The organism is Rathayibacter sp. AY1B8, from assembly GCF_002932775.1.
Taxonomy (GTDB): Bacteria; Actinomycetota; Actinomycetes; order Actinomycetales; family Microbacteriaceae; genus Rathayibacter.
In genome coordinates this window covers 45,495-60,025 of the sequence record NZ_PSWJ01000016.1, presented here as the reverse complement: position 1 = coordinate 60,025, position 14,531 = coordinate 45,495, and the positions used below count along the sequence as shown (strand labels likewise).

Below are 14,531 nucleotides of genomic sequence, written 5' to 3'. Positions count from 1 at the left end.
CGGGCGGCACCACGGGTGCTCTCCACCTCGCGCGCTGACTCCGGGACGACACGCGTCCCGCAGCCGAGAGAGAGTACGACCCGATGAGCGAACGCGCGTCCACCCGGACCACAGCAGCACGGCACGGCCGCCTGCGCCGCCCGAGCGGCGTGCGCTTCGCCGCGCGGATCCTCGCAGCCTGCGTGGGCGTCGGCGTGCTCAGCGCGGTCTGCATCGTGGCGATCGCCGCCTCGCTGATCGCCGGGAGCGCGCGTCCGTCCGTCGACCTAGGGATCGACTCGGGCGGAGGCGACGTGCCCGAGATCGGGGCGATCGAGGGCGGCGTCAACATCCTGCTCGCCGGCAGCGACAGCGCCGACGGATCGGCCGCCGGGGCCTACGGCGAGCGTGCCGAGAACCTCAACGACGTCACGATGCTCATGCACATCTCGGCCGACCACTCGACCGTGGAGGTCGTCAGCTTCCCCCGCGACCTCTACGTCCCGATCCCCTCCTGCACCGACCCGGCCACCGGCGCCGTCTCGGACGCGGTGGACTCGGCGAAGATCAACACCTCGCTCGAGGCCGGCGGGCTGGCGTGCACCGTGCAGACGGTCGAGCAGCTGACCGGGCTCGAGATCCCCTACGCGGCGCTCATCCAGTTCGAGGGCGTCATCGAGATGTCGAACGCGGTCGGCGGAGTGGACGTCTGCGTCGCCACCCCGATCCAGGACGAGTACACGGGGCTGAACCTCGACGCGGGCACGCACACGCTCGTCGGCGCCGAGGCGCTGGCGTTCCTCCGCACCCGGCACGGCGTCGGCGACGGCAGCGACCTCACCCGCATCTCGAGCCAGCAGGTGTACCTCTCATCGCTGGTGCGCAAGGTGAAGAGCGCGTCGACGCTCTCGAACCCGGTGAACCTCTACGGCCTCGCGAAGGCGGCCGTCTCGAACATGCAGCTCTCCACCTCGCTCGAGAACGTGAACACCCTCGTGTCGATCGGCCTCGCGGTGAAGGACGTCGACCTCGCGAACGTGGTCTTCGCGCAGTACCCGACCTTCATCGACGGCAACGGCGTGTACCCCAGCGAGGACGCGGCGGCGGCGCTGAACGCGGCGCTCCTCGCCGACCAGCCGATCGCGCTGAGCGGCACCACCGGCGGCGGCTCGCAGTCGACGGGGGAGGAGCCCGGGGCGACCGGCGCTCCGGCGGCCACGGAGTCGCCGGCCACCGACGCCCCCGCGACCGACGCCCCCGCGACGAGCGCACCCGACGGGCCGGTCACCCTCCCGAGCGACGTCTCCGGGCAGACCGCGCAGCAGGAGACCTGCACGATCGGCCGGCCCCTGTCGGACCAGTAGGCGGCTTCCCGCCTTCCCGCGGAGGGGCGGGCGCCCGTGTCGCGAGGCCCTCGCGGGTGCGGTTATGATGGTCGTCGTGCGTCCGCCAGCGGGCGCTCGGGAGTCGTCGCATAGTCCGGTCGAGTGCACCACCCTGCTAAGGTGGAGAACCCTTTATTGGGTTCCGTGGGTTCAAATCCCACCGACTCCGCATCGTCCGAAGGCCCCGCTCAGGCGGGGCCTTCGTCGTTCCCGGCGGTGCCTGTGCCTGCCGCAGTACCGGCGTCTCCCGGCGGTGCCGGTGTCGCCGCAGTGCCGGGGTCTCGCGGTGCCGGAGCCTTCCGGCCGGTACTCCGCCGCTCGCGCGCGGCGTCGGCGGCCGATGCGACCCGGCGCCTCAGCCGGCCGGGATCCGCCGCCGATCCGCCGGGCGGGTGCGCTCCCGGAGCGGCTACCCTGATCGGATGCCCAGCCCGATCCTCGACGCCCTGTCCGCCCCTCCCGCGCGGAGGGACGTCGCCTCGATCCGGGGTGCTCTCGCCGAGGTCGCGATCGGCGACTCGGTGCGCGTCCTCGTCCGCTCCCCGCGCTACGGCCTCTACGGGATCGAGGGGGTCGTCCGCCAGGCCGTCGGCGGCGAGCTCGTCGTCGCGGACGTCTTCCTCGGCACGGGGACCGAGATCCAGAGCATCGCCCTGGCTCCGGACGCCGACGAGGTCGGCGGGGAGCGCTCGGCCGAGGGGCTCGAGCACGGGGACCCGGTGCGCGTGGCGTTCTCGACTCCGGCGCTCGGGTCGTTCACGATCACGGGTCCGCTGACGGCCGGCGGCCGCGACGGGTTCCTCCTCGTCGGCAGCTGGATCGTCGCGGACGGCGGCGAGCCAGGCCGCCACGTCGACCGCATCGAGCGCCTGACGGACGTCGGCGTGCACGAGAAGCACGTCCCCGGGCGCCGCTCCGCGGTCGAGGAGTAGCCCCTCAGCTCTGGCAGTGCGGGCACCAGTAGGTGACCCGCAGCTGCAGCTCGTCGTCGCCGAGCTCACCGCGCTCGATCGGAGTGCCGCAGCGCCGGCACGGCTTGCGGTCGCGGCCGTAGACCCAGAGCTGCTGGCCCGGGCGCAGGTTGCCGGTCGTCGTGCGCTCGATCCGCTCGCGGTTCACGGTGATGAGCCGCTTCGCGAGCGCGATGGTGCGCACGAGGTCGCCGCTCCCGCCGACCGGGCGCGTGGGCAGCACGCCGCGCAGGAAGCACAGCTCGGCGCGGTAAACGTTGCCGAGTCCGGCCATGATCCGCTGGTCGAGCAGCACGAGCCCGATCGGCCGCCCCGGATCGGCGGACAGGCGTCGCAGCGCCTCGTCCGCGTCCCAGTCGGCGCCGAGCAGATCGGGGCCGAGATAGCCGACCACGTCCTCCTCGGCCGAGCGCGGGACGATCTCGAGGAGCCCGAGCTCGAAGCCGACCGCCTGCCAGTCCTCGGTCTCGAGGACGATCCGGGCCTGGAACGCCGGCCGGTGCCACTTCGGCCGCTCGCCCTCGCCGCGGGCGTAGAGGTGCCAGCTCCCCTCCATCTTGAGGTGGGAGTGGATCAGCGCGTCGCCGACCCGCATCAGCAGGTGCTTGCCGCGGGGGACGACCTCGTCGATCGTCTCGCCGGTGAGGTCGACCGTCGCGTACTTCGGCACGCGGACGTCGCACCGGGTCAGGACCTCGCCGTCCAGCGCCTCGGCGAGGTTGTGGGCGGATCGGTAGACGGTGTCACCCTCGGGCACGCGGGCTCCCTCCGGCGCTCACGAGCGCATCCTCAGGCCGCGCGGATTCGCGACGAAGCCGGCGGCGACGAGGGCGTCGCCGAAGGGCGTGCCGAGCGCGAAGACGCCGTCGATCTTCTCGACGGTCAGCTTCTCGACCCCGCGGGAGCGGACGAGCTGCGAGAGGGCGCCGGCCGCGTCGGCGAGGGCCGCCTCGTCGGCGGTGAAGGTGAGGGCGGTCTTGCCGCCGCGCTCGAGGTAGACCGCGAGCGCTCCGTCGACGACGGCGACCAGCGCGCCGGCCTTCCGACCGGGGCGGTGCCCCTCGCCCTGCGGCCACGGCAGAGCGGCGCCGAACGGATTGGCGGGGTCGGTCGCCGCCAGCGCGAGCACCGGTCGTGAGCGCTCCTGCGCCTCGTCCTGCGGGGCGAACGTGCGGAGCCGGTCGACGCTGCCGGCGGTGCCGAACTGTGCTGCTCCCAGCTTCTCGATGAAGTAGCCCCTCCGGGCGCGGCCCTGCTGCTCGAAGCCGCTCAGCACCTTGTAGGCGAGGGCGAAGCCGCCCAGGACGCCCTCGGCCTGCACGGAGCCGCGGGTGACGATCCCGTACCGCTCGAGCAGCGTCTCGCCGAGCGCGTGCCCGCGGATCGTCGCGTCCGACTCCGCGAGCGGCACGATCGACCAGCGGCCGCCGGCGGTCGGCGGCCCCACGCGGGTGGCCATCGTGGGGCGGGCGGTCATCCGGCCCCGGGGCGCGCGGGCGCGGGCGGGGGCGCGCGGCTGGCGGTGGGCGCCGCCGGTCGAGCCGACGAGGGTGCGCAGCGGCGCCAGGGTGTCGTTCGTGACGAGCCCGGCCCAGACCAGCTCCCACAGGGCCTCGACGAGGCCCGCGTCGTCGGTGGAGCCGACCGCGTCGGAGAGCTGGCGGAAGAAGTAGCCGCCGCCCGAGCCGAGCACGCCGACGATCTCCTGCTGGAGCTCGGTCAGGGTCACGGACTCGGCGGCGGGGACGGGGAGGGTCAGCCCTGCCGTGTCGGCGAGATGGAGGCTCACCCAGCCGTCGTTGCCGGGCAGGGTGCCCGCGCCGGCCCAGAGGACCTCGCCGGTCGCGGTGAGCTCGTCGAGCATCGCGGGGGAGTAGTCGCGCACCCGGGCGGGCAGGATCAGCGACTCCCAGGCGGACGCGGGGATGGGCGCGCCGGCCAGCTGGTCGATCACGGAGGCCACGCCGTCGATGCCGCGGAGCGAGCCGCCGACGTGCTGCCAGGCGGGGAGGAAGCGGGCGTACGCGGCCGCGTCCACCGGCTCCACCTCCTTGCGGAGTGCGGCGAGAGAGCGGCTGCGCAGGCGGCGCAGCACCTCGGCATCGCACCACTCGGTCCCGGTGCCGGTGGGGCGGAACTCGCCCTCCGAGACGCGGCGCTCGCCCGCGAGGCGGCGCAGGGTGTCGGTGACGACCGCGACTCCGAGGCCCAGGCGGGTGGCGACGGCGGCGGCGGTGAAGGGGCCGTGGGTGCGCGCGTAGCGGGCGACGAGGTCGCCGAGCGGATCGCGGACCGGGTCGATGAAGGCGACGGGGACGCCGATCGGCAGGGGCACGCCGAGAGCGTCGCGGAGCCGGGAGGCGTCCTCCATCGCGGCGTACCGCTGCTCACCGCCGAGGCCCACGGGCAGGACGCGCTTGGCCTTCACGAGCGCGGCCACGTCGGCCTCGAGCACCGCGCGCTCGATCGCGGGCGCCTTCGCGACGTCCGCCGAGGCGACCGATTCGTCGACCAGGCGCTCCCCGAGCTCGTCGAGCGTCAGCGGGCCGAGCAGCCGGAGCAGGTCGGCGGCGCCCTCGAGCCCGCGGAGGCGGCGCTCGGGCTCGACGCGCTGCAGCTCGCGCTCGATCTGCGCGAGGACGGCCGGGTCGAGCAGCTCGCGCAGCTCCGCCCGGCCGAGCAGCTCGCCGAGGAGCGTCGCGTCGACCGAGAGCGCCGCGGCACGGCGCTCGGCGAGCGGGCTGTCGCCCTCGTACATGAAGGCGGCGACGTAGCCGAAGAGCATGGACCGCGCGAACGGACTGGCGGTCGGCGTCTCGACCTCGAGGATCCGCAGCTCGCGCCCGTCCAGCCGCGCGGCGAGCCGGAGCAGCGCGGGCAGGTCGTAGACGTCCTGGAGGCACTCGCGGACGGTCTCGAGGATGATCGGGAAGGTCGGGTAGGTGCGGGCGACGTCGAGCAGCTGCGCCGCCCGCTGCCGCTGCTGCCAGAGCGGGGAGCGCTTGCCCGGGTTGTACCTCGGGAGCAGGAGCGCCCGCGCCGCGCACTCGCGGAACCGGGCGGCGAAGAGGGCGGAGCCGCCGACCTCGCTCGTGACCAGCTGCTCCAGCTCCTCGCGCTCGAACAGGAACAGCTCGGAGCCCGGCGGCTCCGACTCCGTGTCGGGGATCCGCACGACGATGCCGTCGTCCCCGGCCATGGCCGCTCCGTCGACGCCGTGCCGCTCGCGGACGCGAGCGCCGATGGCGAGCGCCCATGGCGAGTGCACCTGCATCCCGTACGGGGAGTGCAGCACCAGCCGCCAGTCGCCCAGCTCGTCGCGGAAGCGCTCGAGCACGAGGGTGCGGTCGTCCGGGATCTGCCCTGTGGCCAGGCGCTGCTCGTCGAGGAAGGAGAGGAGGTTGTTGGTCGCGTACTCGTCGAGCCCGGCCGCCGTGCAGCGCTCGCGGGCCGTCTCGGGGGCGGCGGCGCCCACCTCGCGGGTGAACGCCCCGATCGCCTCGCCGAGCTCGGCGGGGCGCCCCTGCGAGTCGCCCTTCCAGAACGGGAGGCGCCCTGGCTCGCCGAACGCCGGCGTCACGATCACGCGGTCGTAGGTGATCTCCTGGATGCGCCAGCTGGTGGCTCCGAGCGCGAAGACGTCGCCGACGCGGGACTCGTAGACCATCTCCTCGTCGAGCTCTCCGACGCGGTTGCCGGTCGAGCCCGGCTCGCCGACCATGAACACGCCGAAGAGCCCGCGGTCGGGGATGGTGCCGCCGCTGGTGACGGCGAGGCGCTGGGCGCCGGGCCGGCCGGTGAGCGTGTTCGCGTCGCGGTCCCAGACGAGCCGCGGCCGCAGCTCCGCGAACTGGTCGGAGGGGTAGCGGCCCGAGAGGAGGTCGAGGGTCGCCTCGTAGGCGGAGCGGGGCAGGGACACGAAGGGGGCGCTGCGGCGGACGGTGTCGAACCAGTCGTCCACGTCGAGGCTCTCGAGGGCGGTCGCGGCGACGGTCTGCTGCGCGAGGATGTCGAGCGGGTTCGCGGGGACGGCGATCGCCTCGATCAGGCCCGAGCGCATCCGCTCCGTCGTCACGGCGGAGTGGAGAAGGTCGGCCCGGTGCTTGGGGTAGAAGGACCCGCGCGAGACCTCGCCGACCTGGTGGCCGGCTCGACCCACGCGCTGCAGGGCGCTCGCGACAGAGGGCGGCGTCTCGACCTGGACGACGAGGTCGACCGCGCCCATGTCGATCCCCAGCTCGAGGCTCGAGGTCGCGACCACGCAGCGCAGGCGGCCGGACTTCAGGTCGTCCTCGATGATCGCGCGCTGCTCCTTGCTCACCGAGCCGTGGTGGGCGCGGGCGAGCAGCGGCTCCTCGTCGGGCGCGGACTGCCCGCTGCCGCTCGTGCCCCCGGCCGCTCCCATCGCCTCGGCCGGGGAGCGGCGGACGGAGGAGGAGGCCGCCTCGGCGAGCAGGGCCCCGACGGCGACGGGCTCGCCCGCCTCGCGCGCCCGCTCCGCGGCGAGCTCGCGGCGCTCGGCGTAGATCTCGTTGAGCCGGGCGGTCAGCCGCTCGGCGAGGCGGCGGGAGTTCGCGAAGACGATGGAGGAGGTGTGCGCGAGGACCCGGTCGACGATCGACTCCTCGACGTGCGGCCAGATCGACCCGCTCTGCGGACCGGTGGCCCCCATCGTCGATCCGTCCTGCGGAGCCGCCGTCCCCAGCTCGGACATGTCCTCGACCGGGACGACGACGCTGAGGTCCCACTGCTTCTCGGACGCCGGAGCCACGATCGCGACCGGGGAGCGGCCGGCGAGGAACCGGGCCACCTCCTCGCGCGGACGCACCGTCGCCGAGAGGCCGATGCGCTGCACCGGCTTCGGGAGCAGGGCGTCGAGCCGCTCGAGGGAGACGGCGAGGTGCGCCCCGCGCTTGGTCGACGCGACCGCGTGGACCTCGTCGACGATGACCGTCTCGACGCCGCGGAGCGACTCGCGCGCCGCCGAGGTGAGCATGAGGTAGAGCGACTCGGGGGTCGTGATCAGGATGTCCGGCGGCGTCTTCTGCAGCACGCGCCGCTCGGCGGCGGGCGTGTCTCCCGACCGCACCCCGACGGTGACCGTGGCCGGCGCGCTGCCGATGCCCTCGGCGCTCAGCCGCAGCGCCGTCTGGGTGACGCCGACGAGCGGCGAGCGGAGGTTGCGCTCGACGTCGACGCCGAGAGCCTTCAGCGGCGAGACGTAGAGCACGCGCGTGCGGTGCTGCGGATCCTCCGGCGGCGGGCCCTGCACGAGCCGGTCGATCGCCCAGAGGAAGGCCGAGAGCGTCTTGCCGGAGCCGGTGGGAGCGACCACGAGGGCGTGCGCTCCACTCGAGATGGCCGACCAGGCGCCCTCCTGGGCGGCGGTCGGCGCCGGGAACGCGCCCTCGAACCACGCGCGCGTGGCGGGGGAGAAGCGCTCGAGGATGTCCGGCATGAATCCATCCTCCCTGCCACCTCCGACATTGCCGGGGCCGCGGCCCGGGGGCGAGCCCTTGACGCGGGGGAGTCCGCCCGTCAGGCGAAGCCGAGACGCACGAACGTGCCGATGTCGGCGAGCTCGGCCTGCCCGACTCCGTGGGCGACGCCCTCGTAGACCCGGGCGTCGAGCGCCGTGTGCTCCGGGAACCAGGCCGCCGCGTCCCGCACGAGCTCCTCCGGGATCACCGTGTCGAGCGTCCCGCGGCCCCAGAACACCGGCGGACGCTCGCGGGCGAGCCGCTCGTCAGCGTCGTCGCCCTCGGCGAGCGGGACCACGAACCCGGACAGGGCGACCGCGAAGGCGAAGCGGCCCGGCGCGCGCCGCAGCAGCTGCACCGCCAGCGCGGCGCCCTGGGAGAAGCCCAGCAGCCCCACCGGGCCCGGGTGCTCCAAACCGTCGAGCCACTCGATCACCCCCGCCGCCGCCACTTCGACGGCCTCGGGATCGGCCCGCGGCTCGTCCGGCACCAGCGGGACACGGAGGGGCCACCACGCGTTCGCCCCGCCGCCCAGGGCGAGAGGCGCCCGGAGGGACGCGAGGACCGGCTCCAGCGGCAGGTAGGCGCCGAGCGAGAACAGGTCCCCCTCGTGCGAGCCGTAGCCGTGCAGCAGCACCAGGAGGGGCCTGCCGACGCGGTCGCGCTCGGAGGAGGACCACAGCACCGCGTTCGCGTCGATTCCCATCGCACCATCATCCCCCTGAGTGCGGGATCGCCGCCGCCGGTCGGAACACCAGCCGCGAAGGGTGAGAATGGCTGCATGAGCGTGCGCACCCCTGACCCGAACTCCGGGTGGCTGTCCGACGACGAACTCGCCGAGATCCGCCGGCGGCTCCCGCTGCTGTACGTGGAGGCCGTGCCCGTCCGGGTCGACGGGCTCGGGCAGGTCACCGAGGTCGGCGTGCTCCTGCGCGCGACCCCCTCCGGCCAGATCACCCGCACGATCGTCTCGGGCCGCGTGATGTACGGCGAGACGTTGCGCGACGCGCTGTTCCGCCACCTCGAGAAGGATCTCGGCCCCATGGCCTTCCCCCTCCTCCCGGCGAGCCCGCTCCCCTTCCACGTCGCCGAGTACTTCCCGATGCCCGGCATGGGACCGTTCACCGACGACCGCCAGCACGCGGTCTCCCTCGCCTACGTCGTGCCCGTCACCGGCACCTGCGACCCCCGCCAGGACGCCCTCGAGCTCACCTGGATGACCCCCGACGAGGCCTGCTCCGACGCGATCTCCGCCGAGATGGAGGGCGGGCGGGGCGCGCTGATCCGCGCCGCGCTCGCTTCCGTCGGCCGCCTGTCCTAGCGGCGCGGATCGGCCGCGGTGCTCCCTTCTGCGCACCGATATCGGCGCGCCGCGGTCGGCTTGCAAGGATGGCGGGCCGGCTGGAGCGTCGGGCGTCCGCCTGGACCGATTCGCTCGCGCGCGAGCCGGCCGTTCGGCTCGTGGAACCGGCGTCCACGGGACCTCTGTGACCGGGCGAGGAGAGGCGGCGCCCCTGCCCGACGACGGCGCAGCAGGGAATCGCCTGATCAGGACGCGGTGAGGACTTCCGGAGCTCCCTGCGCGGGACTCCGCTCGAAGAGGTGAAGCGTGAACGACGAAGGGCCGGGGCCCGCGACCAGTAGTCGCGGGCCCCGGCCCTTCGTGATGTCGGCGCCCTGATCAGGACGAGCGTTGACGTGCGATCACCGATCGCCCAGCCCCCGGACCAGCCGCTCCCCTCGAGGCGAACGGTCGATCCGCGTGCGAGCGGATCGGCCTAGCCGGTCGCGACACGCTCTGCGCGTCGCAACCGTGCTTGAAGCCGACCGCGGTGCGCCGCTCCGCGGCTGCCCGCGAGGCGAACGGTCGATCCGCGTGCGAGCGGATCGGCCTAGCCGGTCGCGACACGCTCTGCGCGTCGCGACCGTGCTTGAAGCCGACCGCGGTGCGCCGCTCCGCGGCGCACAATCGGACTCAGCCCTGCGCGCGCCGGCCGCCGCGGCGGGCGCCGCCGCCGGCGGACTCGCGGGCGGGAGCGGCCGAGGCCGCTCCGCCGGTCGCGGTGCTGTAGAACGAGCGCGATCCGCCCGAGGTCGAGGGGGCACCGGCGGCCGAGCGGCTGCGGCCTCCGCGGGCGCCGCCGCGGGCGGGTCCCTCGGCGGCGGTGCGGTCGCGGCGGGGGCGGTCGCCTCCGCCGGTCGCGGCACCCGTCGAGCGTCCGCCGCGGGGTGCGGCGGTGCCCTCGGTGCGGGCCGCGCGCTTGCGCTGCGCGTTGGCGCCCTGCGAGCGTCCGCCCTGCGACTGGCCGCGGACGGGCTCGACGACGGCGCTGGGGGTGACGTACGGAGCGACGTCGCCGACGAGCTTCGCGACGGCGGCCGAGTCGGCCGTCACCTGCTGGGGCGCGACCTGGATCGCGGCCTTGCGGAGGAGGGTCTTCACGTCGCTGCGCTGCGTGGGCAGGACGACGGTGACGACGTCTCCCTCGCTGCCGGCGCGGGCGGTGCGGCCCGAGCGGTGCAGGTACGCCTTGTGCTCCATCGGCGGGTCGACGTGGATGACGAGCTCGACGTCGTCGACGTGCACACCGCGGGCGGCGACGTCGGTGGCGACGAGGACCTTGACGGTGCCGGCGCCGAACGCGGCGAGGTTCCGGTCGCGGGCGACCTGCGAGAGGTTGCCGTGCAGGTCGACCGCGGGGATGCCCTGGCCGGTGAGCTGCTTGGCGAGCTTCTTCGCATGGTGCTTGGTGCGCATGAAGAGGATGCGGCGGCCGGTGCCGGACGCGAGCGTCTTCACGAGAGCGTTCTTGGCGTCGAGGCCGTCGACCTCGAACACGTGGTGGGTCATCAGCGCGACCGGCGAGTTGGCCTCGTCGACCGAGTGGAGCACCTCGTTCTGGAGGTACTTCTTGACCAGCTTGTCCACGCCGTTGTCGAGCGTCGCGGAGAACAGCAGGCGCTGCCCGCCGCGGGGGGTCTTGTCGAGGATGCGCGTGACGACCGGCAGGAAGCCGAGGTCGGCCATGTGGTCGGCCTCGTCGAGGACGGTGATCTCGACGGCGTCGAGGTTCACGAAGCCCTGCTTCATCAGGTCCTCGAGGCGGCCCGGGCAGGCCACGACGATGTCGACGCCCTGCTTGAGCGCGGCGACCTGGCGCTGCTGCGAGACGCCTCCGAAGATCGTGGTGGTGACGATGCCGTACGCGTCGGCGAGGGGCTGCATCGCGGCGGTGATCTGCGTGGCGAGCTCGCGGGTCGGCGCGAGGACGAGTCCGAGCGGGCGGCCGGGGCGGCGGCGTCCGCCGGCGAGCGAGCCGCCGAGTCGGGCGATCATCGGGATGGAGAAGGCGAGGGTCTTGCCGGAGCCGGTCTTGCCGCGGCCGAGGACGTCGCGTCCGCCGAGGGTGTCGGGCAGCGTGTCGACCTGGATCGGGAAGGGCTCGGTGATGCCGCTCGCTGTGAGCGCGGCCACGAGGGGGGCCGGCACGCCGAGGGCGCTGAAGGAGAGGGGGGTGTTCGACATGGAGTGGTGCCTTTCGGGGGCATCATGCCGATCGAGGACGCGCGGGCGGTGGCCGGGGCGCGGGTGATCGGCGTTCGGGCGAAGGTGACGGTGGTCACATCCGTTCGCCGTACGATTCGGTGCGCGCGGCCGGGGGCCTCATGCACGTGCGCCAGATGGTCGGGACGGATCCTCGACGGTCAGAGTCCTAGGGGACAAGGGGCGTTCTACGACGCGGGGGAGCGCAGTCGCTGCGCTCGCACCGTCCCACTCTAGTGGATGCCGATCCATCCGCGCATCGCGGCCTGCACGCGGGAGCCGTCGCGGTCGCTCAGCTTGGTCCCGACGAAGTCGCCCGCCCAGTCCGAGGTCTGCACGCGGAAGGCCGGCTCCGGGTCGCGCAGGGTCTTCAGGATGACGGCGGCGACGTCGGACGGGTCCTGCGCGTGGGTCGAGGAGAAGGACGACGCGGCGCGGTCGAGGTAGGCGCCGAGCGCCGGCGAGTAGGGGCCGGCTTGCGCGAGCATCGCCGCCGCGTCGATGCCGACGTTCTCGACGAAGCTGCTGCGGACCGCTCCCGGCTCGATCAGCGACACGTGGACGCCGACGGAGGCGGCGACCGGGGCGAGCGCCTCGAAGAACCCCTCGACCGCGAACTTCGCCGCGCAGTAGTCCTCGTTGAACGGCTGCCCGATCGCGCCGCCGACGCTCGAGACGGTGACGATGCGACCGCGGGACGAGCGCAGCATCGGCATCGCGGCGCGGGTGACCGCGACGGTGCCGAAGAAGTTGACCTCCATCACGCGGCGCAGCTCCTCCGGATCCTCCAGCTCGAGGGTGCCGAGGTGGCCGGCTCCGGCGTTGTTCACGAGGGCGTCGAGACCGCCGAGCTCCTCCTCCACGGCGCGGAGGCAGCCCGCGACGGAGTCCGCGTCGGTCACGTCGAGCGCCCGCAGGTCGAGCCCGACGCGTGCCTCGGCGGCGGCGGCGCGCAGGCCCTCCGCCCGCTCCGGATCCCGCACGGTGGCGACCACCCGCCAGCCCGCGCGCGCGGCCTCGATCGCGGTGGCGCGGCCGATGCCGGTGGAGGTTCCGGTGACGAGGAGGACGGGACGGGGCATGCGGCTTTCCTGCTTTCCGGCGCACGACGGCGCCGCCCGGAGGCTATCGGCCGCCCCTCCGAGAACGTCCAGGGTCGGTGTCAGCCCCGGTAGCGCTCGCCGACCGGCACCTCGACCGGCAGCCGGTTGCCCGCCTGGGCGAGCGGGCAGGCCCAGGCCGGGTCGTAGGCGCAGGAGGGGTTGTAGGCGAAGTTGAAGTCGAGGACCAGCGTCCCCGGGGCGGAGCCCGGACCGAGGTCGGCGCCCTTCACGGTGTCCAGGAGGTAGCGGCCACCGCCGTAGGTGCCGCCGGGTGTCCCCGCGAGGGCGTCCTTGACCGGCAGGAACAGGCCTCCGCCGTAGGACGCGAGGCGCCAGACGTCGAGGCTGCCGGCGTCCGGCACCTCGACCGTGCCGATCAGCTCGAAGGGGACGGTGCCGTCGGTGCCGGTCTCCACGTCCATCCGCCGCGCCTCCTCGGCGGGGGCCACCTCGAGCTCGAAGCGCCAGGCCGCGTCGTAGGGCGCGATCGGCAGCGAGCGGAAGTGCGCACGGTCGGCCGGGAGGAGGGGGGTGGAGGGGTGCTGCGCGAAGAGCGCGTTGCGCCCGCGGATCCAGGACGCGTGCGCGGCGAGCAGGTCCACGTTCGAGAGCCGGCGCACCTCCGCGTAGAGGGCCTGGACGTGGCGGCGCCAGTCCGACACCTCGACCGCGTTCGTGAGGCGGCGGCGGGGCGAGACGCCGTCGTCGTCCTGCTCCTCCTCGTCGGCGGAGGGCCACTGGAGGCGCAGGAGCTCCGAGCGCGACAGCTCGGTCTCCTCCTCGGCGACACCGTCGGGGCTCATGCGGCGGACTCCCCGCGCGGGCGGGTGTCGGCACCGACATCGTGGCGCCAGGACGGGGCGAGGGAGCGGATGCGGATGCCGCGCCACTGCCAGAACGCCCACATCGACGGCCAGAGCGCGGCCGAGGCGAGGCCCGCCGAGAACTCGAGGCGGTCGCGGAAGAGCGTGCGCCCGTCGGGGAGCGGGGCGACGGCCATGCGGTGGTCCCACGCGGTGATCAGTCGGAGGGAGCCGGTGAGGGGACCGCCGCTGTCGCGCAGGATCCGCACGTCGGGCATCGAGGGGACGCGGCGGTAGGAGAGGTCGATCTCCTGCGCGCCCATCGGCACGATCCCGAGGGCGTCCATCGCGACCTCGTGGGAGCCGAGCCCCCAGGTCGGGCGGAAGCCGCCCTCGTCCAGCGACGCGGCGGTCAGGAGCGGGGACATCACCTCCCGGAACACGGCCGGACTCTGCAGGGCGCGCCAGGCGGAGTCGGCGTCGGTGTCGAGCACGTGCTTGAGCATCACCTTCACGAGGGACATCCTCCTCCGCCCGCCCCGGCGCGGGAACCGGGTGCGCGCGGAGCCCCGGACGTGTATGCGCCTCCGGTGCTCGCTACCGTGTCAGGGTGACCGCTCCCGCCGCCTCCGTCGACCAGTCGACCTACCAGATCCGCTTCGAGTGGGGGGCCCGCGCCCTCCGCGTGCTCGCCCCCGCCCACGTCACGGTGCTCGTCGACGCTCTGCCCGGAGGCGAGAGCCCCGACCTCGGGGGAGTGGAGGGCCGCGTCGTCCGCGCGGGCCTGGCCGACCGCTCGGCCGTCGCCCGCTGGATCCTGGAGCGCCAGCACGAGAACGGCGGGCGCACCAGCGTCAACGTGATCGCCCTCGGCGACATCGATGACAGCGGAGCGGCGCGGTTCGCGATGGAGGACCAGCTGGCGGCCGGCGCCGTCGTCGACGCGCTCATCGGGCTGGGCATCGACCACGTCTCGCCCGAGGCCGCGGTGGCCTGCGCGTCCTACGAGGGCCTGCGCCGGGCGTGCGCGCATCTGCTCACCGCGTCCGAGTCCGGCCGCCTGCTCGCCGCCGAGGGGCGGGCGGACGAGGTCCGGGCCGCTGCCCGGGTCGACACCGTCGACGAGGTGGCGGTCCTCCGCTGACCCGCCGCTCCGGCGGGCGCGGCCTCCGAGCGGTGCAGGGCGTCCGCGGAGCGCACAAGCCCCTGCGGATCCGAGCCGCCGCCTCGACCACTCGCCCGCCCCCGGCGTAGCGTTCGGCGGAG

Annotated in this window: 11 protein-coding genes and 1 tRNA gene; 5 read left to right on the top strand and 7 right to left on the bottom strand. The window is 74.4% G+C overall.

Features of this window, described 5'->3' with window-relative positions:
- The first annotated feature begins 83 nt into the window (after window positions 1–83).
- The 3 genes from C5C63_RS10870 to C5C63_RS10860 all read left to right on the top strand — a co-directional run bounded on the left by C5C63_RS10870 (window position 84) and on the right by C5C63_RS10860 (window position 2,296).
- Window positions 84–1,343, top strand: coding sequence for an LCP family protein (locus C5C63_RS10870; protein WP_104326036.1), 1,260 nt, complete (start codon window positions 84–86; stop codon window positions 1,341–1,343).
- A 99-nt stretch (window positions 1,344–1,442) separates the two neighbouring features.
- Window positions 1,443–1,533: transfer RNA gene (locus C5C63_RS10865), tRNA-Ser, on the top strand.
- Between the two features lie 253 nt (window positions 1,534–1,786).
- The gene (locus C5C63_RS10860; protein ID WP_104233937.1) at window positions 1,787–2,296 is read left to right on the top strand and encodes a hypothetical protein; all 510 of its coding nucleotides are present in this window, start codon (window positions 1,787–1,789) and stop codon (window positions 2,294–2,296) included.
- Between the two features lie 4 nt (window positions 2,297–2,300).
- Here the strand turns inward: C5C63_RS10860 and C5C63_RS10855 are convergent, their stop codons facing one another.
- The 3 genes from C5C63_RS10855 to C5C63_RS10845 all read right to left on the bottom strand — a co-directional run bounded on the left by C5C63_RS10855 (window position 2,301) and on the right by C5C63_RS10845 (window position 8,521).
- Window positions 2,301–3,092, bottom strand: a complete 792-nt coding sequence (locus C5C63_RS10855; RefSeq protein WP_104326035.1) for a DNA-formamidopyrimidine glycosylase family protein — start codon at window positions 3,090–3,092, stop codon at window positions 2,301–2,303.
- Window positions 3,093–3,110: 18 nt separating this feature from the next.
- Window positions 3,111–7,793, bottom strand: a complete 4,683-nt coding sequence (locus C5C63_RS10850) for an ATP-dependent helicase (RefSeq protein ID WP_104326034.1) — start codon at window positions 7,791–7,793, stop codon at window positions 3,111–3,113.
- Between the two features lie 80 nt (window positions 7,794–7,873).
- Window positions 7,874–8,521 (bottom strand): alpha/beta hydrolase, encoded by a 648-nt coding sequence (locus C5C63_RS10845; protein ID WP_104326033.1) that lies wholly within the window; start codon window positions 8,519–8,521, stop codon window positions 7,874–7,876.
- Between the two features lie 75 nt (window positions 8,522–8,596).
- On the opposite strand from C5C63_RS10845, the gene C5C63_RS10840 reads away from it, so the two are divergent.
- On the top strand, window positions 8,597–9,136 hold the full coding sequence (locus C5C63_RS10840) for an NUDIX hydrolase family protein (protein WP_104225113.1): 540 nt from the start codon (window positions 8,597–8,599) through the stop codon (window positions 9,134–9,136).
- 654 nt (window positions 9,137–9,790) lie between these two features.
- Here C5C63_RS10840 and C5C63_RS10835 read toward each other — a convergent pair.
- The 4 genes from C5C63_RS10835 to C5C63_RS10820 all read right to left on the bottom strand — a co-directional run bounded on the left by C5C63_RS10835 (window position 9,791) and on the right by C5C63_RS10820 (window position 13,789).
- Window positions 9,791–11,341, bottom strand: coding sequence for a DEAD/DEAH box helicase (locus C5C63_RS10835; protein WP_104225114.1), 1,551 nt, complete (start codon window positions 11,339–11,341; stop codon window positions 9,791–9,793).
- A 251-nt stretch (window positions 11,342–11,592) separates the two neighbouring features.
- Complete coding sequence (locus C5C63_RS10830) at window positions 11,593–12,441, bottom strand: SDR family oxidoreductase (protein WP_104326032.1); 849 nt, start codon at window positions 12,439–12,441, stop codon at window positions 11,593–11,595.
- Between the two features lie 80 nt (window positions 12,442–12,521).
- Entirely contained in the window at window positions 12,522–13,265 is a 744-nt protein-coding gene (locus C5C63_RS10825; protein WP_104233931.1) for a DUF1684 domain-containing protein, read from the bottom strand.
- On the bottom strand, window positions 13,262–13,789 hold the full coding sequence (locus C5C63_RS10820) for a hypothetical protein (protein ID WP_104238079.1): 528 nt from the start codon (window positions 13,787–13,789) through the stop codon (window positions 13,262–13,264). Before C5C63_RS10820 ends, C5C63_RS10825 begins: the two co-directional genes overlap by 4 nt.
- Before the next feature lie 86 nt (window positions 13,790–13,875).
- Between C5C63_RS10820 and C5C63_RS10815 the strand changes: the two genes are divergently transcribed.
- Complete coding sequence (locus C5C63_RS10815) at window positions 13,876–14,409, top strand: 2-phosphosulfolactate phosphatase (protein ID WP_104292493.1); 534 nt, start codon at window positions 13,876–13,878, stop codon at window positions 14,407–14,409.
- Window positions 14,410–14,531: the final 122 nt, after the last annotated feature.